We start from the raw sequence: 24,110 nt of genomic DNA, 5'->3' as shown, positions 1-24,110 counted from the left end.
CCGTATAAATTCATTATATAGTGAATTTATACGGGTTTTGTTTAAATATGAGTTATATATTTATTAATTTTTATTCACTGAAGCGTCATAGATAGAATCTACTGCGTCTTGTAATCTGCTATCAAATTCTTCTGATGATTGACCAGCGAATAAATCAGTTACTAATGCGCGTGAGAAACTTGCGATAAGTTCATCATTTTCTTTTAGTAATTCGTTTGCTTTTTCTCTAGAGTAACCGCCTGATAATGCTACGACACGAACTACGTTAGGGTGTTCGATCAATGATTTATATTGATTTGGTTTTGTTGGAATTGTTAATTTCAACATTACGTATTGATTATCATTTAATTTGTCTAATTCTTTAGCGATTTCTTCTTTTAAGATATCTTCAATTTCTTCTTTATCTTTAGCGTTAATGTTAACTTCAGGTTCAATAATTGGAACTAATCCTGCTTCGATGATTTGTTTACCAATTTCAAATTGTTGTTGAACGACTTTAGCGATAGCGTCTTTATTTGCTTCTAAAATATTTGAACGCATTTTAGTACCAAATACGTTGCGTTCTTTAGCGCGTTTTAATAATTCATCTAAACCTGGAATAACTTTCATTAATTGAACGCCATTTTCTTCTTCAGCAAGTCCTTTGTCGACTTTTAAGAAAGGTACAATACCTTTATCTGCTAAGTAGTTTGATGTGTATTTGCCTTCTACTTCACGGTCCATTGTTTGTTCAAATAAAATGGCACCTAATATTTTTTCTGGTGTAAAGGCTGGTGATGTAACGATACGTGTTCTCATTTCGTGAACAAGTGTAAACATTTCATCTTCATTGCTATATTGATCTTCTTCAATACCGTAATCTTTAAGAGCTTTCGGAGTACTACCACCACTTTGATCTAGTGCAGCTATAAAACCTTTACCATTTTTCATTTTTTCAAATTGTTCTTGGTTCATTTTTTCCACTCCTTTAGATATTCTTCACTTAATATTATGATGATTTTTAGTTTTTATGGCAAGTTATTCAACTTTTCAAACTGTACATCTAAAAAAATATGTCGAATTTAAGAAGATTCCATGAAGGTCATTTCATAATTAGGTAAGACGTTTTATGATGTAGGTTAGGGAGGATTCTCAATGAATAAAAAATCAGCAATATTATTAATTAGTGGCTTGGCAGTTCTTGCTATAGCAGTAGCATCATTATTATTATTCTCAACACAAAAAAGCACATACTACGGGTATATGGAGAACGGAACAACAGCAGAAAAAGTAGTGAGCGAGAAAAATAACGAAGTAACAGAAAACGTTAAACTGGAATCAACGAAAGACTTCAAACCTAAAAAAGGTGACTTCGTGAAACTGATTTCTAAAGACGATGGAAAAACATTTTATAAAAAAGATGTAGTAACTCATGACGACGTACCACACGGCTTAATGATGAAAATACATGATATGGAAATGTAATATAAAAAAAGCTACCAACAAATATAAAATTGTTGGTAGTTTTTTTAGTAACTGACTAGACTATAAAAAAGATTTTAATAAACTTAGTTATAAGAACTATTAAATGTAAATGGATTATAGTAATATTACATATAAATTATAAAATTATTAGGGGCTGATATTATATGATTATACGTAATAAAAAAGAATCCGATATAGAGTCTATAGCTAAAGTTCATTATGAATCTTGGGTAACTACATATAAGGGGATTGTTCCTGACAGTTATTTAGATAGTTTGTCCTTAGAGTCTTATATTGAAAAACATCATATGTTTAATGCACCATGTATTGTGGCGGAAGTCGATGGTAAAGTTGTTGGATTTCTAATGTATAGTAAAGATAAAGATGAAGACACGAGTGACAAATGTGGTGAAATTATGGTTATATACCTATTACAAGAATATCAGCATAAAGGTATCGGGACGCTTTTAATGAATGAAGCGGAAAAAAGAATGAAATCTGAATTTGATCAATTAAGCCTTTGGGTACTTGAAGATAATATTCCGACTGTTAAATTCTATGAGAAAATGGGATTTGAAAAAGACGGTAAGTATGAGCTTGAAGAACTAGGAAATGTTTTACGTGAAACGCGAATGATAAAGAATATATAGTGGGAAATAAATGAAAATTTGAAGCTGAGACAATTAATTTGTTCTCAGCTTCAAATTTATCTATATTCACACAGGTGGAGAAAAGTGTAGCTACGAAGCATATTAATTATTAGTTCAACTTTAATTTGAATCTAAAATTAATATTTTCAGAATAATGTTGAAAATATTATTTAAAATATGATTATTATTATTATACTAGGGTAACATATCAAGAAAGGAGGAATTAAATATGAGTAAAATTACAGATTCGTTTTTAAGTGCTTTAGATAGCGTTATTGGTTTTATACCAAACTTGATTAGTGCAATTATATTATTAATTGTTGCATGGCTTATCGCAGTCATAGTTAAAACAGTTATTGTGAAAGGTTTAAGTGCACTTGGTGTAGAAAAATGGCTAGAGAAAAAGGGGTTAACTGAATCAGGAAGTGGTAAATCAGAGTCTGAAGGATTAATTCAGACATTTGGTAAATTAGCTTACTTCATTATATTCTTGTTATTCTTACCATCAGTGTTTGATGCATTAAACATGACATCTGTATCAACACCTATTAAGAACATGATGGGCAGTGTATTAGACTTCTTACCTAGAATTATTGTTGCGATTGTAATATTAGTAATAGGTTTATTTATCGCAAAAGTATTAGGTACATTAGTTAAAAACTTACTAACTAATTTAAATGTTAGTAAATACAACCACTATGTAAACTTTGGTGAGAACAAAGAAAGTATTGATATTCCTTCAGCTGCAGGCTGGGTGATTTCAGCAATTATTGGATTATTCTTCGTTGTTGAATCATTAAATACAGTTAATTTAGAAGTATTAAATACAATTGGTGAAGCAATTATCGGTTACTTACCATTAGTAATTTCAGCAGCAATCATTTTACTAATTGGTTTTGTTGGTGGTAACTTATTATCTAAATTAATTAAGAAATCAACAGGTAACACATTCGTTTCAGAAATTGTTAAGTATTTAGTAATCATCGTTTCAGTATTTATGACTTTAGATCAATTAAACTTTGCTCAAAGTATTGTTAATGTAGCATTCTTACTTATCTTAGGTGCAGTAGCAGTAGCATTTGCTATCTCATTCGGTATCGGTGGTAAGTCATTTGCAGAAAAAACATTATCAAAAATTGAACGTAAAGCTGAATCAAAAGATAAATAATTAGCGTACAAAGTTAATATGTAAAATGATAAGAGGCTGGGACAATTAATTTGTCTCAGCCTCTATGTCTGGGTAGGACGATGAAAATAAAGTTTTTTGAAAAAATGAGATGAGTTGTAGATTAATTGAGTAATTAATCTAAGAGATTGTGTATGTTGTAGATTAATAGAGTAGTTAATCTAAGAAATCCTCTAAATTAACATTAACACCATACAATAAGAGAGCTTGGGACACAAAAGTCTCAAGCTCTCTCATATTGTAATGTCTATTTATGTCTATCAACTAAGTGACAAATCTATATTGTAACGATACCCATTAGTATTGCTATGATTAGCAATAGGATTGAGAAGCCCCAAACCCAGAAGAATGCGTATTTAATATATTTACCCATACTTATTTCAGCAAGTCCAACAGCTAACCATACGGCTGGTGCGAATGGACTTACGAATGTTCCAATTACGTTACCAATCATTAATGAGAATGCTGTTGATTGTGAAGAAACTCCGAATTGACTTGCTGTTGATTCTACTATAGGTAAAATCGCAAAGTAATAAGCATCTGTACTTGTTAATAAGTCTAATGGTACACCTAGCACACCAATTATAATGTGTAAGTACGGTCCAACGACTGTTGGAAGTACAGCGATTAATGATAAGGCGATTGAATCTAACATGCCTGTTTCATTTAATATTCCTAAGAATACACCTGCAGCTAATATTACTGCTGCCATCATCAATGCGTTAGGTGCGTGTGCACGAATTCTTTCCATTTGTTCATCTACATTATGGAAGTTCAATGGTAATGCAATAGCCACACCAAGCATAAATGCAAATTCAGGTGGAACGATATCTAGTAACATCATAGTAACGATGATAACTGTAAGTATTAAGTTTAACCAAAGTATGTAAGTATGTTTAGTCGCTTCACCTTTAACTGAAGCATTTTCTTCTTGGTCTTTTTCATAGTTTGCAATAATTTTATCCATATCAACATTTATGTTTTCTTCATCAGGAAATTCTTTTGAAATACGTTTTTTCTCACGTAATCCTAGATAAATTGAGAATAATATTGCTAGTACGATACCAATTAGTTGTAGTGGAATGACTTGATACCATAAATCATTAATATTATCGACTTTTAATACGGAAGCAGTTCTTGCCATTGGTCCGCCCCAAGGTACCATATTAATAATAGCGGCACTTAATGCCAATAGAAGAACTAATAAATAAGGACTCATTTTTAAAGCTCTATATAATGGTAATAAAGCAGGAATAGCTAATAAAAATGTTGTAGCACCAGCACCATCTAATTGTGCACATGTACCAATAATTGTCGTTACAATGGCAACGATGATGATATTTCCTCGAGTTAGTTTGATCATACCTCTAACGAATGGTCTAAATAAACCACTGTCTGAGATAATACCAAAGTAAATAATAGCAAAAATAAACATGATTGCTACGTTGAAAACTTGATCAATACCGGAATCTACGTATTTACGTATGTCTCCAAAACCATGGCCAATCACTAATGCTCCAATGACAGGTATTAAAATCATACCTACAACTGGACTAATCTTTTTCATAATTAACATTGCAACGATTGAAATAATAATAACTAATCCAACTATCGTCAGCAGTGTATTTGGTTCTTCCATATACATCCCCCTTGTAATATAGCGCTTACATATAACCTAATTTAAAAAGTTTCCTAAATCACATTTAAGTGAAATAGAAAACTTAATACATATTATATCATTTGAGATAATAAAAGAATATAATAATTCTTAAATTTACAGAATATTTTAACAATCAATTTCGAATCCTAAATCTTGTATCATATCGTAGTCTAATTGATTAGGTTGACCACCGGTAATTAAGTAATCACCTACAAAAATAGAGTTTGCGACCATGAGAGATAAAGATTGAAGACTTCTTAAATTAACTTCACGACCACCAGCGATTCGAATTTCTTTAGTAGGGTTAATCAATCTGAACATACACAAAATTCTAATGCATTTCATAGGTGTTAAGTCATCCATACTTCCGAATTTCGTTCCTTTAATAGGATGTAAAAAATTCATAGGGATACTATCGGCGTCTAAGTCATTAAGTGTAAAAGCCATATCAATAATATCTTCATCAGATTCACCCATACCACAAATTACACCAGAACAAGGTGAAATGTTTTTGTCTTTCATTATATTTATCGTATTTACACGATCATCAAAACTATGCGTTGTTACGACTTCATCATGATAGTTAGCACTTGTATTAATATTATGGTTATAACGATCCACACCACAAATTTTTAGAGATTCAGCTTGTTCTTCATTAGTTAAACCAAGACAAGCACAAATTTTTAACTGAGGATGGTTTCTTTTAATTTCTTCTACAGAACTTGTAATATGAGATATTTCTTTATCACTAGGTCCACGACCACTCATCACAATGCAATATGTACCTATTTTATTGTCAGAAGCAACTTTAGCACCATCAACAATTTGGTTTTCTGGAATAAGCGCATAACGTTGAGACTTCTGTTTAACATCTCTTGATTGCCCACAATAACCACAATCTTCAGGACAAATACCACTTTTAGCATTTAAAATCATATTTAACTTTACCTTCTTGCCATAATAATGGTGGCGCACTTTGTAAGCCTCATTCACAAGTTTTAAAGTATCGATTTCAGGATCTTGATATATATTTAACGCCTCATTAAAAGTTAAGTACTGTCCATTTATTATATTTGTGCCTAAATTCATTATGTTGTCCCCCTTTATGATTATTAATAGAATACTAATAATTACCACTATTGTAAACCATATTTTATATTAGGTTTACAATAGTGGTATAAATTACAAATAATGGTAAAAGTGGTGTGTAATACTATATGTTGAAAGTAGGTAAGATACTATGAATAAATTGATGAAAAATCGCGAGTTGTTAGTTTTAATATTTGTGTTTTTAATTGTAGGGCTTGGTATAGGTTTAAGTGCAATATTTACATTCGAGAAAGCATTATATTTTATCGTTCCTATATTTATAGCGTTTGCTATATTTTTTAGTTGGCTAAGAGGACAAGAGGAAGCAAAGAATCTTAAATATTTCATGATATTTAAGATAAGTGAATTGAGCATCATTTCATTGATTTCTTTAATATATTTAACTCGTAGTGAACAAGTTAAAAGTAAATATGTGATAGTTATTATCTTGATATGGTCCGTTATAGGACTTATATCAGATTATATTGAAAAAAGATATTTTCTCAAAAAGAAAAATACTGAGAACGAATAACCTTTCTACCATCACCACGTTTTACTTGAGTTAGTAGTCCATACTATGAAGTAGTTATTATGATAAAAAGCATTTGCCATAAGAGGCAAATGCTTTTTTGTATATCGTCATTAATATTTAGTTTTCAAGTTTTCTTTTTCTGCATCTGTTATAAATGCGTGGTCTATTGCTTTAATATTTAGCTGTTTAATTTCATCTGTTGATATTAAATTATGATTATATAATAGGGTATATTCATTATTTAAATTGGTGCTTGAAACGGTTCTATTATCTGTATTGATATTAAATGGAATGTTCTGTTCTATAAGTTTTCTTATGTTGAGTTCATCCAATGTCTGTATGGCTTTTGTTTGTAAGTTACTTGTAGGACAGATTTCTAGTAATACATTGTGATTTTTAATATATTCTAGTGCGGTATTGTCACTCGTAGCAGCTACGCCATGACCGATTCTTCTAGCGCCGAGTTCAATTCCTTCTATTATATTATGTATACATCCGCATTCACCTGCATGCAATGTTAAATGATTTCCTGACTTTATAGTATGCTGAATGGCTTCTTGAATGGTCTTAGTAGGGAATGCTTCTTCTGGGCCAGCGAAGTCATAACCGATAACATGACTATTGTCTTTATTTAGTTGATTAACTTCTGTAAAGAGGTCAATATTCGTTTTGTTTTCATGATGCCTCATTCCACATACAAGCATGTTCACTTTGATTGGATAAAGTGACTCTGCTTTTGTTGCGCCTATATTAACGGAGTCTAGTATTTCTTTAACGCTTAGTCCTCTATCTGTATGGAATAATGGAGCAAATCTGATTTCTATATATTTAATGTTGTCGTTATGTGCTTGTTGAGCTACATCTATAACAGCTTTTTCAATACTATCTTTTGTTTGTAATACTTTTAAAATTGTATCGAAAGATTTTAAGTATTCATCAAGACTGTCACATGTTTGATCAACTTGAATATCTTCTATATTAATATGTATTTGCTGTTCTTGTGCTAATTGTTGGATAAGTTCTATGCTCACAGATCCATCTAGATGGCAGTGTAATTCAGTCTTGGGGATATTATTTATTGGAGTCATTGATAATTATCCTTTCTATTTTTATTTGTATTAATGTTTAATTGTAAACATAGTAGTATATTATAAACAAATTCAGATAAAACTGATAGTATTTAGAGAAATTGTGTAAATTTTGTGATTAAACTAATAAATTTATTTGTTATTTGATTAAGAATAGTTGGAATGTAGATATTAAAAATGCTATATTAATAAAATATTTAAAAAATGTTTATTGAAAATTCAATATATACATATTAAGAAGGCGCAAAAATGAATAATAACTTAAAAAGAGAATTAACATCAAGACAAATGCAGATGATTGCTATTGGAGGAACAATTGGCGTAGGTTTATTTATGGGTGCTTCTAGTACAATTAAATGGACAGGCCCTTCAGTTCTACTTGCATATGCAATTGCAGGTGTATTTGTATTCCTCATTATGAGAGCCTTAGGTGAAATGGTCTATGTTTACCCAGATACTGGTTCTTTTGCTAAATTTGCTAATGATTACATACATCCTTCATTTTCATTTGTAACAGCTGGAAGTAGTATATTCAACTGGATTATTGTCGGTATGAGTGAAGTAATTGCAGTTGGGTCATATTTTAAATTTTGGTGGCCAGATTTACCAGAATGGATACCTGGTTTAGCTGTAGTTGTTATTTTACTATCAGCAAACTTAGTTTCTGTTAAATGGTTTGGAGAATTTGAATTTTGGTTTGCAGCTATAAAAGTCGTCACTATTATTTTAATGATTATTGCAGGATTAGGATTGATACTATTTGGTATCGGCAATAACTTTAATCCAATTGGAATTAGTCATTTATGGGATCATGGTGGGTTCTTTACCGGTGGAATAAGTGGTTTCTTCTTTGCATTATCTATCGTATTCGGATCATACATAGGAATCGAGTTAATTGGTATTACTGCAGGCGAAACGAAAGATCCTCAAAAAAATATCGTTAAAGCAATTAATGGTGTTGTTTGGAGAATATTAATATTCTATATCGGTTCAATCTTTATTATCGTAACAGTATATCCTTGGGACGAAGTGAATCATATTGGTTCACCATTCGTTGCGACATTTGCAAAAGTAGGTATTACTGCTGCAGCTACTATTATTAATTTCGTCGTAATTACAGCAGCAATGTCAGGTTGTAACTCGGGTATATTTAGTACAAGTCGTATGCTTTATACGTTATCAAAACAAAAACAAATATCCCAAATATTTTATAAGACAAATAAAAATGGTGTCCCACATATCGCAGTTATTGCTGTTTCAATAGGTATTTTCTTAGGTATTATACTAAATGTTGTCTTACCTTTAATATTAGGAAAAGATACTGACATATTCGTCTATGTATTCAGTGCAGGTGTCTTACCAGGCATGGTACCTTGGTTTGCAATATTAATTAGTCATATCAATTTTAGAAAAAGAGAACAAATCAAAGACCATCCCTTTAAAATGCCATTCGCACCAGTAAGTAATATTATAACGATTATCATGCTAATTGCCGTTGTCATTGGGATGTTATTTAATTCAGAAACAAGAGTTTCCGTGATTATTGGTATAATATTTATCTTTAGTATTAGTTTATACGCATTTATCAAAAAACCTTAATAAAATTATATATAGGGGCCGAGACAAACTAATTGTCTCGGCCTTATTTTTATATTATGAATTTTAATGTAATCAGTCTTTAAAAGGCTCTGGTAAGTCTTCGGGTTGTCTGAAGTCAGACAGAAAGGTGTCTGTATTTTAATAGAAAATAGCTAATGATTGTATATAATAACTACAATATGTATAATAAAAATATAATATTCAATTTGAAAGGAGTGAGGTCTTAATGGAATGGCTCATAAGTTTATTAGGCGAGGATATTTTAATAAATTATGTTGCATTTAGCATATATTACTTTGTTCCATTATTATTGACACTCTTGTATGTTTACTTGCAAATGCAAGCAAGCATCAAGCTCCATAAAAATTGGATAGTAAGGTCTTCAACTGAAGTAGAGGATCAATACATTTTTGTATGGATTGTACCTATACTAAGATGGAGAATACGTTGCTTATCCATGACCGTCGATGAAGAAGACGCTTGTCCAATATATTAATTCATATTTAATATATTGGAGGAGAAATTTTGAAAAAATTATATACAGTATTAGCATTTTTAGCAATAACACTACTATTAGGTGGTTGTGCACCACAAGAAGGTGGCATGTTCCATTCAACATTTGTTGAACCATTCGTTTATCTTATTAAATACTTTGCTTCATTCTTTAACAATAGTTATGGCATAGGCATTATCATTGTTACTTTATGCGTAAGACTTATTGTAATGCCATTTATGTTGCGCTCTTTTAAAGGACAAAAGAAAATGCAATTTAAAATGAAACAGTTAAAGCCTGAAATTGATGAAATTAATAAGAAAATGAAAGCTGCTAAAGATGATCAAGAACGTACACAATATAGCCAAGAAATGTTGGCTTTATATAAAGATAATGATGTTAATCCATTAAATATGGGATGCTTACCAATGCTTATTCAAACCCCAATTCTAATGGCATTGTATTTTGCAATATCACGTAACGAAGCATTCGCAAGTCATAGTTTTGCATGGTTTAATCTAGGTACACCAGACATATTTATGGCACTTATAGCAGGGGTATTATATTTATTACAAGCATATTTTTCTACAAAATATTTACCAGAAGAATCAAACGGACAAATGAAATATATCATGTATTTAAGTCCAATAATGATATTGATCATAAGTATGAACATGCCCGCAGCGTTACCACTGTATTGGAGTGCTAGTGCGATCGTACTAATCATTCAACAATATATTTCTAACAAATACTTTAATTATCATGAAGAAGAACTTAATACAGATGTAAGTCATTAAATTAAAAAGACTGCCAACTTTGTCACTGACTTAGTTGGCAGTCTTTTTAATACGTTTTTATTCAACTGGTTTTATAGATTTAACATTTTTAAAGCCACTTTTCTTACTTGCTAAGTGTTCCATAATATCGTGCCAGTCTGTACCTGCTTCTTCAAATGTTTGTTGTAATAGTTCGTTTTGTGCTTTGTTTAAAGTATGAACGAGTTCACTGCCTTCTTTAGTTGGATACAGTTGTTTTACTCTTCTATCGTTATCTGAATCTACATATCTGATTAAACCTTTTTCTTTTAGTTTCTTGAGTGATGCGTGTGATGCTTGTTTTGAGATTTCTAATGTATCTAATAAATCTTTCATAGTGATACCTGGCATTTGATCTATAAAGAATAAGAATCTATGGTGCTGTCTGCTCATGCCGTGATTTTTTATAATATCATCAGCTGTATTTATAAATGTTTTGTATGCGAAGTAAAAAAGCATATGGTCATAATTATTTTTATTATCCATTGTGTCGACTCCTTTTCATCTATTATAAAGGATAGGATTAAAAAATTCATTTTTAGGTCAATGAAGTTGACTTAATTTATAAGTAAGCATATAATAATAATTGTTAAGGATATTATTAAACATTTGATAATGAATTTAGGTGTTATTTTTTTACGCTAATAGGTCAATCCTATTGACCTAAATAACTGCTATATATAGAAAAGGGGACAAGGTTATGAAAAAACGTGTTGGGGAATATTTAATGGATGCATTAAGCACTGTTGGTGTTGAAAAGGTATTTGGGGTACCTGGAGATTTTAATTTAGCATTTTTAGATGACATTGTTAGCAGAGATGATATGGAGTGGATTGGTAATACTAACGAGTTAAATGCAAGTTATGCTGCTGACGGATATGCAAGAATGAATGGTATAAGTGCAATGGTTACGACATTTGGTGTTGGAGAATTAAGTGCAGTAAATGGGATTGCTGGATCTTATGCAGAACGCGTACCGGTTGTGGCTATTACTGGTGCACCAACGACAGTTGTTGAAGAAGCAGGAAAATATGTTCATCACTCATTAGGTGAAGGTAAGTTTGATAACTACCGAAAAATGTTCAAAGAAATTACTACTGCTCAAGGTTATATTACTGTTGAAAATGCTCAAACTGAAATACCAAGATTAATTAATGCAGCAATTGCTGAAAAAAGACCAGTTCATCTTCATTTACCAATTGATGTTGCACAGTCTGAAATAGATGTAGTAGAAGCATTTAAACCAGCTGAAGCAGTGAAACAAGATGTATCTAAATATATAGAAATGATCGAACAAAAATTAAAAACAGCTAAACAACCTGTCATCATTGCAGGTCACGAAATTAATAGCTTTAAATTACACGATAAATTAGAACAATTTGTACAACAAACTGAAATACCAGTAGCTCAATTATCTTTAGGTAAAGGTGCTTTTAATGAAGAAAGTCCATATTATATGGGTATTTATGATGGGAGTATTGCTGAAGAAAACATTAGAAATTATGTAGATAACAGTGATGCGATTTTAAATATAGGTGCTAAATTAACAGACTCAGCGACAGCTGGATATTCATATGGCTTTGATATTGATGATGTTGTTATGATTAATCATCAAGACTTCAAATTGAATGATACTGTAGCATCAGAATTTACATTATCTAATCTTGTAAATGGCTTACTTAATATTGAATATAAGAACGATGCGAATTTCCCGGAAAATATTCGTGAGGAAAAAGGGCAATATACACCTAATAATGCACCATTAACACAAGAAACATATTTTAAAATGATGCAAGACTTTATCGGTCTAGACGACATCATATTAGCAGAACAAGGAACTTCATTCTTCGGTGCGTACGATTTGAATCTATATAAAGATAATACATTTATTGGCCAACCATTATGGGGTTCAATCGGGTTTACATTACCAGCAACAATAGGAACGCAAATGTCTAATTTATATAGAAGAAACATCTTATTAATTGGAGATGGTTCATTACAACTAACTGCACAAGATATTTCAACTATGATTAGAGAAGACCTTAAACCTGTTATTTTTGTAATTAATAACGACGGATATACAGTAGAACGTAAAATCCACGGCGAACATCAACCATATAATGATATTCAAATGTGGGATTACAAATTATTGCCAGTAGTGTTTGGTGGTAAAGATAAAGTAGCAATACATGACGTAGAAACATCTGCAGATTTGGAAAATGTATTCTTACAGATTAACAATGAACCAAATCAAATGCATTTCATCGAAGTAAAAATGACTGCTTCAGACGCACCAGAAAAGCTAGACGCAATCGGAAAAGCATTCTCAAAACAAAATAGTTAATACAAAACCCCCCTAAACCATGGAATGTGGATTAGGGGGTACTTTTATGTGAAGAGAATGGAGATGGCAGTATAGACGAGAAGAAGTGCCATTATAATATTAAATGCTAATTCATGTTCATTGATAAACTTTTTAAAGATTGAACCAAAGACACTCCAACTGAAAGAGGAAAGGAACCCGATCAGTGCTAAGTATGTAATTAAGATAATTTGGACGGAGAAATGTTCAAAGTTCGGTGTTATAAATGCAGCAACAACACTTAATGCATAAATCACACCTTTGGGATTTATGAACTGTAACAACATACCAAATTTAATATTATTGTATCTTCTACTAAACGATTGAGCGTCAGTACCTTTGCTTGTTCCAATTTTGTATGCTAAATAAAGTAAATAAATTGCCCCGAAAATTTTCATATATAGTTGTACTTTTGGGAAGACGTGATATAAAGTATTACTAAAGAAATTTGAAACGAGAAGTAATAGAAAGAAACCTAGTGCAACACCAATACAAAATTTGATTGTACCTCGTAGACCAGTTTGTTTAGAATAATATAAAGACATAATGTTATTTGGTCCAGGCGTGAAGCTCGAAACTATAGCATAAATTGTCATAGATAAAAATGTCATATAAAACTCCCTTTCAAGTATAACTATTGAGTGTATTGTATCTTTAGATGGATGGATTGTAAATGCACGATTGGTAGCATATCATTTAGATGAAATAAAATGGTTAAATAGTACCGACGTAATAGATAGTGAAACTTTAGTATTTTAGTTTATCTTTTCTTGGGTATTCTCTATAATAATTGTAAAGAAATTCGGAGGTGCATCGATGGACAGGCAAACTTATTTATTAGCTATTAAAAATCGTATTATCCAGGACAGACTTGATGAAGAAACAAGAAATTATATTAAAGGTTTGGAAGGAGAAATTTTCATAAAATGTATTCTAGATGAATATCCTAATCTTCATTATTTATATGATTTTCATATAAGCCACAAAAACCGTGTTCAAATTGATTTTTTAATTGTAACGGACGATGCTATATGTCACTTTGAGGTTAAACATTATTCTGGAGATTATACTATTAAAGATGAACAGCTTATAAACAGATTTGGAAATATGTTTTATACCCCTTTTCAGCAATTACGGCGAGCCAATCATGAATTAAATTACTTAATATCCCACATGAATATTCACAAACCCTTGCATTCTTATCTTATTTTTACAAACCACAAATTCACTTTAAAAGATACCATACCTAATCATTTCAATATCTTATTACCAACAGAATTACATAAACTTAAATATATGCTCAAAAATAAAAATTCTTTAGAAAATGAAAATATCTTACATATGTTTCAACGAGAGCATAGCGACTTTTCACACATTTATAAGAATATTAAAAAAGTCCCAATGTCTTGTTTAAGACCAGGTTTGAAATGCCCGAAATGTAAGAGATTGAATACGATTGAAATAGAAGACCACAAGAAATACTTGAAATGTAGATTATGTGATTTCAAAGATATACGACAAAATGTTTATTTATTTAATTTGTTAGAACTCTATTTGTGTAAAGGGGAAGCATTTATTTTATCAGAAGCCCAAGAGTGGTGTGGAGCAGGGAATAGATATACTATAAGAAGAGTATGTGATAAGTATTTTAGTAGTACAAAAAAGAATCCAAAAAGATATTATAAAACCAAAAAAAATAGATAAGATAGTCATTGAACATTGCAAGATAGGGCTGACTAGCAACATTGAGGCCCTGAACATTGCAAGATGAGCCAGACTAGCAACATTGGGGCTTCGAACATTGCAAGATGAGTCAGACTAGCAACATTGGGGCATCGAACACTGCAAGATGAGCTTGACTAGCAACATTGGGGCTTCGAACATTGCAAGATGAGCCAGACTAGCAACATTGGGGCTTCGAACATTGCAAGATGAGTCTGACTAGCAACATTGGGACGTCGAACATTGCAAGATGAGCCAGACTAGCAACATTGAGACCCTGAACATTGCAAGATGAGTCTGACTAGCAACATTGGGGCTTCGAACATTGCAAGATGAGTCTGACTAGCAACATTGGGGCTTCGAACATTGCAAGATGAGCTTGACTAGCAACATTGAAGCTTCGAACATTGCAAGATGAGCCTGACTAGCAACATTGAGGCCCGGAACATTGCAAGATGAGTCTGACTAGCAACATTGGGAGCTGACGTCGAACATTAAAAACAGGGGCGCGCATGGCGTGCCCCTGTTTTTTCTTAAGGTATTATTGATTTATGGTCATGTTTATTTATGGATGAAAGATTACTTTGTCGTAATGTTGCTTTCTATTTACTAAGTTATAAAATGTTTCTGGTCCTTTTTCTAAATCGAGTCTATCTGAAATGATGGGATCTACATTGATTTCTCCAGTGGACATATAGTGTAATGTTGCTGTCCATTCTTCTCCTGGGAAGGGTGCGGATAGACCGTTCCATGATCCTATTACGTTTAGTTCGTTTCGTAATATTTTCTCAAAATGTTGTCGTTTAATTTCTATATCAGAATAAGGGATGCCTAATAATAAGACTTCTCCACCTTTAGTTGGTAAGGTTAATACTTGTCCTATTGTGAATGGAGATCCTGCTGATTCTACGGCAACATCTATTTTATCTGGTATAGCTGAGATAGCATCATCTAAGTTTTCTTCTTTTGAATTGATTGTATAATCTGCTCCTAGTTCTTTTGCAATGTCTAGTTTATGATTATCGATATCTATGGCTATGATTTTTGCAGCACCGAATATTTTCGCCCATTGTATAGCTAGTAAGCCTATACTACCACATCCCATAATTGCTACTGTTGCACCAGGTTTCATACGTGTACGATAGAATCCGTGTGCGACAACTGCAGACGGTTCAACCATTGCTGCAGTATCTAAATCTACATTATCTGGGAGTTTTAGTACATTACTAGCTGGCAATTTAACATACTCTGCGAAACAACCTGGTTCATATGAGCCTATTACATATAAATTTTCACATCTGGAATATTCGCCTTTTTCACAGTAATGACATTTATGACAGACGATAGCGGGACAACCTGTTACAGTATCTCCTATATTTAAGTCTGTGACATCATTGCCTAATTGTTCAACTACACCAGAAAATTCATGACCAAATGTCATACCTTCTTTATATGGTCCAAGCTTTTTATAGCGTGATGTATCTGACCCACATATGCCGGTTGCTTTAACTTTAATAATGACATCATCAGGTGATTCAAGTTCTGGCTTTGTTGTTTCTTCAAATCTTAAATCTTCAATATTGTATAAATTTAGGGCTTTCAATAATGATATCCTCCCCTCTATTCTTACTTGTTATGATGTTTGTTCTGAAGTGACTTTCTTTTTCTTGAAAAGTTTTGCTCCAAAATAACTTACAAAAACAGCACTATTACAAAATAATAAGTTATCCATATAGAATCCTGTAATACCTCTCATCGGTCCAAGCATAAAATCTAACATGTGTTCTACCATAATCAACATTCTCCTTTTTTATCTATAAAAGATAATTTATTTATTCGATAGGGCGTAGTAATACTTTGATCCCTTCGCCACCTTTAATGTGGTTGTAACCTTCATCCCACTCTGTAATATCAAGTTCAGCTGTAACAAGTGCTTCTGCATCAACTTGACCTGTACTCATGAGTTGTAACGATGGTTCCCAATCGGCAGGTTTCTGACTTCTACTACCGACAACTCTAATTTCTTTTTGAACGATTTTTTCTAAATCAAAAGGAATTTCAGCATCCTTAAAAATACCTACTTGAACATATCGTCCTTTTTTACGTAATAAATCAAGTCCTTGTTTGGCTGCGGGTACTGCACCTGAACATTCTAATACAACGTCTGCACCATAGTTATTCGTTATGTTGTTTACATATTCTTTTAAATCTGTATGTTGAATGTTTACTACATGATCTAAATTAAGTTCTTCAGCTTTATTTAAACGTGCTTTATCATTATCTAATCCAGTAATAACAACTTTACCGCCTTTACTTTTAACCACTTGTGCTACAAGTAATCCGATTGGTCCAGGACCCATGACTACAACAGTATCACCTTGATTAATATCAATTTTTGATACTGCATGGTGTGCACATGCTAAAGGTTCAGTCATAGAAGCAGCTTTATAAGATACGTTATCTGGTAATTTATGAACACTTGCAGCTCTTGCAACAAGATATTGAGTAAATCCACCATTTTGTTGCGTACCTAAACCTTTTCGATGATTGCATAAGTTATAATCACCTGTTTGACAATATTCACATTCTCCACAAATGTAATAAGTAGTTTCAGAAGTAACGCGATCACCAATTTCGAAATCTTGAACATTTTCTCCAACAGTCACGATTTCACCTGAGAACTCATGGCCAAGCGTTACTGGAAAGTTAACATTATAGTGTCCTTCATAAGTGTGAACATCAGTACCACAAATACCTGCGTAATGAACTTTTATTTTCACTTCGTTTTCTTCTGGTTCTGGAATTTCTCTATCTAACACTTCTAAGTTGCCAAATCCTGGTGCTGTTTTTACTAATGCTTTCATGTAATGTCATCCCCTTAATGTTAGTTGAACAAATCAAAGAACTTGAAGATAATATAGTTTAAGATGTTACCACCTTGGTCAAGACTTGAGATTTGTGATGATCCTGATGGCATTTTAACGTTTGTACCGTCAGCCATACTTGTGAAAATAGGTGCTACATCAGTTGCAATGTATAGTGAGATAGCAATCATAATTGTACCGACAATAACAGAGTGAATGATGTTACCACGTGCTGCTCCTACTATGAATGCTACGATAAATGGAATAGTTGCTAAGTCACCAAAAGGTAATACTTGGTTACCTGGTAAAATAACTGCTAATAACACTGTGATTGGAACTAAGATTAATGCTGTTGAAATAACTGCAGGGTGTCCTAAAGCTACAGCAGCATCTAAACCAATGTAAATTTCGCGGTCTCCGAAACGTTTGTTTAACCAAGTACGTGCTGATTCAGATACAGGCATTAAACCTTCCATAAGAATCTTAACCATACGAGGCATTAATACCATAACTGCCGCCATAGACATACCTAAGTTGATAACATCTCCAGCATTGTATCCAGCTAATAAACCGATAGCTAAACCAAGTACAAGACCTACGAAGATAGATTCACCAAAAGCACCAAATCTTTTTTGAATAGTGTCTGGATCAGCGTTTAATTTGTTGATACCAGGGATTTTTTGAAGTCCTTTAACTAAGAAAATACCAGGTACATAAGAAATCGTACTACCAGTTGCAATTGATACGCCTGGTAAATCATAGAATTTGCTCATCATTGGAGCAGTCCAGTCAGCTACTTTTAAGCAGATGATTTGGAATAATGCAGCAGCAACTAGTGACTGCCAAATGCTACCAGATATTGCATAAACCATAGCACCACAGAATGTATAGTGCCAGAAGTTCCAAATATCAACGTTCATCGTTCTAGTCGTCTTAGTTAACAACATAATGACATTAATTACGATACCTAATGGAATAATAAATGCTGCTATAACAGAAGCCCATGCAATTGAAGAAGTTGCTGGCCAACCTACATCAATCACGTTTAAGCTAACCCCTAAGTTTTTAACCATTGCTTGTGCAGCAGGTCCTAAGTTGTTAACAAGTAAATCAATTACTAAGAAAATACCTACGAAGGCAACACCAATCGTTAAACCAGATCTAAATGCTGCACCGACTTTTTGTCTGAAGAATAATCCTAATAGGAATATGACAATCGGTAAAATAACCGTTGCACCTAAATCAAGAAAAGCTTGAATAAAATTTACGAAACCATTCATTCTCTACACCATCCTCTTTTTTAAAAGAATGAGGGTGAAATATCATGATTCTTATTTCAACCTCATGCTAGATTTTAAATTTAGTTGTTTTAACTTTGTAATACTTCTAGAATTTCTTTTTTCGTATCTTCAATTCCGATACCAGTTAAGAAGTTACGAGCATTAATTACTGGGAAATCGTATTGTTTTTGAGTCATTGCTGTTGTAACTAATAAATCAGCTGTATCAACATAAGGACCGACTTCAGTGATTTTAATTTGTTTTATATCTAATTTAATGTTGTGTTCTTTAGCCATTTCCTCGATTGCGTTATTTACCACTGTTGATGTTGCAATTCCTGCTCCACATGCTACTAATACTTGTTTCATAATAATTTCCTCCTAATTTGAGTCGATATAAGAATCAACTCTTCCATTTAATTTTTTATGCTTCACTTAGTTCTTTGTCTATTGCATCTACAATTGATTGTTTATCTTTTGCATTAGCAATGAACGATAGTAATTGATCATTTTGGAAAATGCCCATTAATTTTTGCAATAATGAAAGTTGAGCATCTTCTTTATCCATTGCTAACATGAAAATTAACTTAACATCTGTTGTTTCTTCCAACTCTCCCATAATGACAAATGGAACTGTTTCTTTTAGAACTGCAATACCTATTGATTTTGATTCGACATGTTGTATATCGGTATGCGGGATTGCAACGGAACAATATACAGTTGGTAAACCAGTTGCAAATGATTTTTCTCTTTCAATAACAGCGTCTTTGTAGGTATCTTTGACATAACCGTTTTGGTGCATGACCTCTGATAACTTACTCAATGCTTCCACATTTGTCGTTGCCTCTAAATCAAGAATGACGTTTGAGACATCGATTTTTAAATCTTGCATTTTATGCAACCCCTTTGATTTAATCTATTTTTGAAAAATGTTGAATAATTTCTAATATATCTTTTTTTGAATCTGCCTTAACAATTTGTTGAATTGCATCATTATCTTGAGACATATCTCTCAATTGGAGTAGTGGTCTCAAATGCTTAAATTTGTCTGTTGCAGCTATCACTACAAAAATTTGAACTTTGAATCCAGTACTTAACTCAAGCGGTTCTTCCAATACCAACATACTCATTGATGTTCTATGAACGACTTGGTCTCCTTCTGCATGAGGGATTGCGATGTTTTGGTTGATAACCATATAAGTATCATCGAAAGCTTTATGCATTTTATCTATATATTGAGAATCAATATATTTCATTTTGACAAGCGGTTCGGCTGTTAAGCGAATGGCTTCTTCGATGTCAACAACACTATGAACAAAACGTATATGATTCGTTGGTAACAGATCTTGTAAATTCAAAGTACTATTGATTGATAATGTTGATGCCTTCACAGAGGAATAAGCATACGTATCTTCAAATTGTTCTTTAACTTTTTTGGAAAGTTCAGATTCATTATGAACTGTTGCATGCTCTCTGATAATTGACAGCATTTTTTCTACTTGTATATCAGTTTCTATTGTGTTGTTTAATTGTCCAAACACATGCTGACGTAATTCGTGTTTTTCTTGAGCAGTTAATATTGTTTTAGTGATGTATAATCGTTTATTCGTCATGATATGCATTGGAGAAAATACAATGTCAAAATCTAACTCATATTGATTAAAATCACGTAACGACAAAGCATCTAGAAATATAAATTCTGGAAATACACTACGTAATTCTTGTAGCATCAGCTGTGAAATGGAAGTACCTTGTGTGCAAACTACCACTGCTTTTACTTTTTGTTCGATTTCTTCGTCTTGTCTTCTTAAACTGCCTCCAATTAAAATGGTTAAATAAGCAATTTCATTTTCTGGCAATGAGTGACCGAAAAACTTTTCTAAAGGTTTAGATGATAGTTTTACGAGATGAAAGAGTTCTTTATAATCTTCTTTCAATGAATTTTCTAAACCATCTATATCAGACAATTCATATCTAATACGATAAAAAGCTGGTTCCATATGAAGCATCAGTTGATTCATTAAAGATTCTCTATCAGTAAAATTAATAAAAGTAATTTTTTCAAATTGTTCAATCATTTCTTCGAGTGCCTTATTTAACTCTGGAATATGTTGAACATCACTGATATCTGACCATTGAACACTTGTTGCGAGTAGTTGCAATGTTATAAATAATTTCTCTTGTCTTGGAATATCTGAATATGTTGATGTCAGTATTTCTGTTGCTTGATATTCTTTTGTATCAGATAAGTCATCATAACCAATAGAAAATGATGAAACGATTTTGTCGTGCTTGATTCTTCGTAAAATTAAGTAAAGTTTATATGGTAATGTTCGAGTACTTTGATCAATAAATTTTCTATCTAAATATTGTTCGATTTTTGAAATTTGGATATTAATTAAATCAATTTTATCTTCTTCAACCTTTAAACCATTTACAATATCAGACTGAGAAATTTGCAATGTGAATGCTTTATCGACTAGCCTCATAAGAAGGCGACGTATTTCAAACTCATCACCAACTAAGTAGTAACCATTTGTACGACTATACTGAAGATTAACTTCATAAGGTTTGAGAAGTTCTTTCAACTTTTTAATATCATTCAAAATAGTATTTTTACTAACTTCTAAATCTATTGAAAAGTGATTTAATGAAAGTCCTTCTTCTTCACTAAACAACATCAACAAAATGAGATGCGCGCGTTGGTAAGAAGTGTATACCTGCTCATTTTCTTGATAGGTGGATTCGTTTGGAACATTTAGAAATTCTTTAATTCTGTCATCAACGATAAAATAACCTTGGCTAGTTCGTTCGATTTCCGGATAATCTTGTTCTTTAAACCAGTCATTTAACTTTTGAATCCTATATCCTAGTTGTCTGCGAGAAATGTTAAACATTGATTCTAAGTCTTTACCTTTAATTTTGGGGTTTTTAATCATTTCTGAAATGATATTAAAGTTTTCCTTCTGTATTTTGAATCCCTCCTTTGTTGTTAAATATAACTTAACACAGCACATCAAAGAGTTGTACAAACGTTAATCACAAATGTTATATAAATAGTTGTACACCGTTGTGATTAACAGTTGAGAATCCCTAATGTACTGCTCTTTTGTAAATGTTTTATTTTGAACACATACTATTAATAGTGCGGGTAGACTTCCCTGGATTTTTTGAGAAAAGTATAAGTTAAAGCTTGATAATGACGTTGCGTCATCAAGTACAATTGAGATAAGAAAAATGAAACAGGAGGAATTAATATGAATAAAACAACTGGAGAAGTAGCAAGTTTATGTAACGTTACAGTTAGAACCGTTCAATATTATGATAAAAAAGGAGTTATTAGCCCTAGTAATACTTCAGAAAACAATCGAAGACTTTATACTGAAGAGGACATCAATCAATTAAGACTAGTACTAACGTTGAAAGATATGAACTTTTCATTAAAAGAAATAAAAGAACTATTGAATTCAAACCATTCAATCAATACATTGAATATCTTATTAAGCGAGAAACTATTAGATCTCGAAAACGGAATACAACAGCAGTCAGAACAAGTAGAACAAATTAAATTTATAAGAGAGAATATAAGTAAAGAAAGTGAATATCCAGTATCAAACGTACTTAATTTAAAAAACAAATCAAAAAAGCATCAAGAAATGAAAACATTCAGAAGAAACTTTATGGGCATATCATTAATAGTAGGTGCATTTCAATATAGTAGTATTATCACATCAATTAAGAAGAAAAAGTGGCAACCCATAATTACCGTATATCCATTTATTTTTATATATGCAGCAATAGCAACAAAGAAATACTATTCAGTAGTAAGTTACTTATGCCCAAATTGTCAACAAGAGTTCAAACCACTGTTCTCAGAATGGTTTAAGTCCAATCACACTTACCAAACAAGAAAATTAGAATGCCCACATTGTGGCGTTGAGAGTTACTGCATAGAAACACATGTTTAATAGGAAAAGAGTAGAAAGTGTTGTTTATAAAGGGGTACGTTATGAACAAAAGTTGGTAAAATTGCTGAAAAGAGATGCGTTAAAAGCAGTTCTCAGTGAAATTGCTGATAAGGGGTGTGCTAAAAGCAAGTTTCAGTGAAATTGCTGATAAGAGGTGTGTTAAAAGCAAGTTTCAGTGAAATTGCTGATAAGAGGTGTGTTAAAAGCAGTTCTCAGTGAAATTGCTGATAAGAGGTGTGTTAAAAGCAGTTCTAGGTAAAATTGCTGATAAGAGGTGTGTTAAAAGCAGTTCTAAGTAAAATTGCTGATATGGATATCTTTACAAGATGAGAGGCTAAGACAAATTAATTTGTCTTAGCCTCTTAACATTCTATAAAATTAGATTTGTATATTACTAACTTCTTCATATATTAAAGTATTACTTTTATTGAGGTATTACGCCAAGTTCCATATGAACGAGATAACCATCTTCATCAAATGATGCAAGATAGTATTGGTTTAATGTTCCATATTTTAAATATTTGTCACCTTTTTCTACTATCATTGTTGGTTCATGTGCTTTTTTAAATTCTTCTTTTGTTACAACACCTGATTTGACATCAAACATGATTGTTCCGACTTTACCGTTTTGATCTTTCATTATTTTTGTATCGTATACTTCTGTGGATTTTCCTCCAGTACCTGTTTTGGCGTCAGGATCTGTTTGATAGCCATTAATTGTAACATTGTCCGCATATAAAGCTTCAACAAAATTATAATCTAATACAAAGTTAGGATTATTGTATGTGTATCCATCGTAGTTATACCATGGTGTAGTTTCTGACTCTGATTGAGCTGCAATTGCATCGTCTGTATTTCCGACAGCTGTTACACCAAATAATAATCCTGTCGATAGGGCAGTTGTACCTATGAATTGATATACTTTTTTCATCGTCTTCACTCCCTTTTATTGATATAACATCTCTATTGGCTGGGTGTCAGAAAATAACTTGTAATATTACGATACCCTTAATGAACTGCATAAACCAAAAAATAAAATGATTGAACATAGATGCCCATATTCACACATGTCGAAAGAAGTGTAACTATAGATGCCCATATTCACACAAGTCGAGAGAAGTGTAACTATAGATATCCATGTTCACACAAGTCGAGAGAAGTGTAACTATAAAGAACCATATTCACACAAGTCGAGAGAAGTGTAACTATAGATGCCCATATTCACACAAGTTGAAAGAAGTGTAACTATAGATATCCATGTTCACACAAGTCGAAAGAAGTGTAACTATAGATATCCATGTTCACACAAGTCGAAAGAAGTGTAACTATAGATATCCAT

The 24,110-nt window shown here is 32.1% G+C and carries 24 protein-coding genes; 10 read left to right on the top strand and 14 right to left on the bottom strand.

The genetic code is table 11. The annotated features are described in order from the left end of the window. Window positions 1-63: 63 nt before the first annotated feature. A complete protein-coding gene (locus LQ668_RS08740; protein WP_239747822.1) occupies window positions 64-954 on the bottom strand; it encodes a fructose bisphosphate aldolase in 891 nt (296 codons plus the stop codon). A 180-nt stretch (window positions 955-1,134) separates the two neighbouring features. Here LQ668_RS08740 and LQ668_RS08735 point away from each other — a divergent pair, with 180 nt between their 5' ends. The 3 genes from LQ668_RS08735 (at window position 1,135) to LQ668_RS08725 (ending at window position 3,282) form a co-directional block, all read left to right on the top strand. Further along, window positions 1,135-1,464 carry a DUF4889 domain-containing protein gene (locus LQ668_RS08735; RefSeq protein ID WP_078357888.1) on the top strand — a complete coding sequence of 110 codons (330 nt, stop codon included), beginning with the start codon at window positions 1,135-1,137 and terminating at the stop codon, window positions 1,462-1,464. 164 nt (window positions 1,465-1,628) lie between these two features. Next, complete coding sequence (locus tag LQ668_RS08730) at window positions 1,629-2,114, top strand: GNAT family N-acetyltransferase (RefSeq protein WP_078357887.1); 486 nt, start codon at window positions 1,629-1,631, stop codon at window positions 2,112-2,114. A gap of 229 nt (window positions 2,115-2,343) precedes the next feature. Next, window positions 2,344-3,282 (top strand): mechanosensitive ion channel, encoded by a 939-nt coding sequence (locus LQ668_RS08725; RefSeq protein WP_078357886.1) that lies wholly within the window; start codon window positions 2,344-2,346, stop codon window positions 3,280-3,282. A 295-nt stretch (window positions 3,283-3,577) separates the two neighbouring features. Here LQ668_RS08725 and LQ668_RS08720 read toward each other — a convergent pair whose 3' ends face one another. Continuing rightward, window positions 3,578-4,939, bottom strand: coding sequence for a CitMHS family transporter (locus LQ668_RS08720; protein ID WP_239772894.1), 1,362 nt, complete (start codon window positions 4,937-4,939; stop codon window positions 3,578-3,580). Between the two features lie 147 nt (window positions 4,940-5,086). Further along, on the bottom strand, window positions 5,087-6,049 hold the full coding sequence (gene bioB, locus LQ668_RS08715; RefSeq protein ID WP_107509635.1) for a biotin synthase BioB: 963 nt from the start codon (window positions 6,047-6,049) through the stop codon (window positions 5,087-5,089). A 151-nt stretch (window positions 6,050-6,200) separates the two neighbouring features. Between bioB and LQ668_RS08710 the strand changes: the two genes are divergently transcribed. Further along, entirely contained in the window at window positions 6,201-6,581 is a 381-nt protein-coding gene (locus LQ668_RS08710; protein WP_208143516.1) for a hypothetical protein, read from the top strand. Between the two features lie 110 nt (window positions 6,582-6,691). On the opposite strand, the gene add is transcribed toward LQ668_RS08710, so the two are convergent. Further along, entirely contained in the window at window positions 6,692-7,669 is a 978-nt protein-coding gene (add, locus tag LQ668_RS08705) for an adenosine deaminase (protein WP_078357882.1), read from the bottom strand. Window positions 7,670-7,918: 249 nt separating this feature from the next. On the opposite strand from add, the gene LQ668_RS08700 reads away from it, so the two are divergent. The 3 genes from LQ668_RS08700 to yidC all read left to right on the top strand — a co-directional run bounded on the left by LQ668_RS08700 (window position 7,919) and on the right by yidC (window position 10,558). Then, a complete protein-coding gene (locus LQ668_RS08700; RefSeq protein WP_208143517.1) occupies window positions 7,919-9,268 on the top strand; it encodes an amino acid permease in 1,350 nt (449 codons plus the stop codon). A gap of 226 nt (window positions 9,269-9,494) precedes the next feature. Beyond that, window positions 9,495-9,764, top strand: coding sequence for a hypothetical protein (locus LQ668_RS08695; RefSeq protein WP_107509779.1), 270 nt, complete (start codon window positions 9,495-9,497; stop codon window positions 9,762-9,764). A gap of 29 nt (window positions 9,765-9,793) precedes the next feature. After that, window positions 9,794-10,558: a membrane protein insertase YidC gene (yidC, locus tag LQ668_RS08690; RefSeq protein ID WP_239747825.1), complete on the top strand. Its 765-nt coding sequence runs from the start codon at window positions 9,794-9,796 to the stop codon at window positions 10,556-10,558. A gap of 57 nt (window positions 10,559-10,615) precedes the next feature. Here the strand turns inward: yidC and LQ668_RS08685 are convergent, their stop codons facing one another. Further along, on the bottom strand, window positions 10,616-11,062 hold the full coding sequence (locus tag LQ668_RS08685) for a MarR family winged helix-turn-helix transcriptional regulator (protein WP_078357880.1): 447 nt from the start codon (window positions 11,060-11,062) through the stop codon (window positions 10,616-10,618). A gap of 214 nt (window positions 11,063-11,276) precedes the next feature. On the opposite strand from LQ668_RS08685, the gene LQ668_RS08680 reads away from it, so the two are divergent. Then, a complete protein-coding gene (locus LQ668_RS08680; protein ID WP_239747826.1) occupies window positions 11,277-12,920 on the top strand; it encodes an alpha-keto acid decarboxylase family protein in 1,644 nt (547 codons plus the stop codon). A gap of 44 nt (window positions 12,921-12,964) precedes the next feature. Here LQ668_RS08680 and LQ668_RS08675 read toward each other — a convergent pair whose 3' ends face one another. Beyond that, window positions 12,965-13,549 (bottom strand): LysE family translocator, encoded by a 585-nt coding sequence (locus LQ668_RS08675; RefSeq protein ID WP_239776003.1) that lies wholly within the window; start codon window positions 13,547-13,549, stop codon window positions 12,965-12,967. 205 nt (window positions 13,550-13,754) lie between these two features. On the opposite strand from LQ668_RS08675, the gene LQ668_RS08670 reads away from it, so the two are divergent. Then, a complete protein-coding gene (locus tag LQ668_RS08670) occupies window positions 13,755-14,642 on the top strand; it encodes a nuclease-related domain-containing protein (protein WP_239747827.1) in 888 nt (295 codons plus the stop codon). A 583-nt stretch (window positions 14,643-15,225) separates the two neighbouring features. On the opposite strand, the gene LQ668_RS08665 is transcribed toward LQ668_RS08670, so the two are convergent. The 7 genes from LQ668_RS08665 to LQ668_RS08635 all read right to left on the bottom strand — a co-directional run bounded on the left by LQ668_RS08665 (window position 15,226) and on the right by LQ668_RS08635 (window position 21,700). Further along, window positions 15,226-16,263, bottom strand: a complete 1,038-nt coding sequence (locus LQ668_RS08665; RefSeq protein ID WP_078357876.1) for a galactitol-1-phosphate 5-dehydrogenase — start codon at window positions 16,261-16,263, stop codon at window positions 15,226-15,228. 30 nt (window positions 16,264-16,293) lie between these two features. Then, entirely contained in the window at window positions 16,294-16,452 is a 159-nt protein-coding gene (locus tag LQ668_RS08660) for a hypothetical protein (RefSeq protein WP_088369002.1), read from the bottom strand. A gap of 40 nt (window positions 16,453-16,492) precedes the next feature. Next, window positions 16,493-17,524, bottom strand: a complete 1,032-nt coding sequence (locus LQ668_RS08655) for a zinc-binding dehydrogenase (RefSeq protein WP_107509788.1) — start codon at window positions 17,522-17,524, stop codon at window positions 16,493-16,495. 20 nt (window positions 17,525-17,544) lie between these two features. Further along, window positions 17,545-18,804 carry a PTS galactitol transporter subunit IIC gene (locus LQ668_RS08650; RefSeq protein WP_239776002.1) on the bottom strand — a complete coding sequence of 420 codons (1,260 nt, stop codon included), beginning with the start codon at window positions 18,802-18,804 and terminating at the stop codon, window positions 17,545-17,547. An 89-nt stretch (window positions 18,805-18,893) separates the two neighbouring features. Further along, window positions 18,894-19,172 carry a PTS sugar transporter subunit IIB gene (locus LQ668_RS08645; protein WP_078357873.1) on the bottom strand — a complete coding sequence of 93 codons (279 nt, stop codon included), beginning with the start codon at window positions 19,170-19,172 and terminating at the stop codon, window positions 18,894-18,896. Window positions 19,173-19,227: 55 nt separating this feature from the next. Beyond that, the gene (locus LQ668_RS08640) at window positions 19,228-19,695 is read right to left on the bottom strand and encodes a PTS sugar transporter subunit IIA (protein ID WP_208143524.1); all 468 of its coding nucleotides are present in this window, start codon (window positions 19,693-19,695) and stop codon (window positions 19,228-19,230) included. 19 nt (window positions 19,696-19,714) lie between these two features. Further along, window positions 19,715-21,700 carry a BglG family transcription antiterminator gene (locus LQ668_RS08635; RefSeq protein WP_338011996.1) on the bottom strand — a complete coding sequence of 662 codons (1,986 nt, stop codon included), beginning with the start codon at window positions 21,698-21,700 and terminating at the stop codon, window positions 19,715-19,717. 360 nt (window positions 21,701-22,060) lie between these two features. Between LQ668_RS08635 and LQ668_RS08630 the strand changes: the two genes are divergently transcribed. Continuing rightward, window positions 22,061-22,771, top strand: a complete 711-nt coding sequence (locus tag LQ668_RS08630) for a MerR family transcriptional regulator (RefSeq protein WP_239747828.1) — start codon at window positions 22,061-22,063, stop codon at window positions 22,769-22,771. Window positions 22,772-23,195: 424 nt separating this feature from the next. On the opposite strand, the gene isaB is transcribed toward LQ668_RS08630, so the two are convergent. Next, window positions 23,196-23,702, bottom strand: a complete 507-nt coding sequence (isaB, locus tag LQ668_RS08625; RefSeq protein ID WP_239747829.1) for an immunodominant staphylococcal antigen IsaB family protein — start codon at window positions 23,700-23,702, stop codon at window positions 23,196-23,198. Window positions 23,703-24,110 lie beyond the last annotated feature (408 nt).

The sequence above is a fragment of the Mammaliicoccus sp. K-M42 genome, assembly GCF_022386375.1.
Taxonomy (GTDB): Bacteria; Bacillota; Bacilli; order Staphylococcales; family Staphylococcaceae; genus Mammaliicoccus; species Mammaliicoccus fleurettii.
This window is presented reverse-complemented; position numbering and strand designations above follow the sequence as displayed.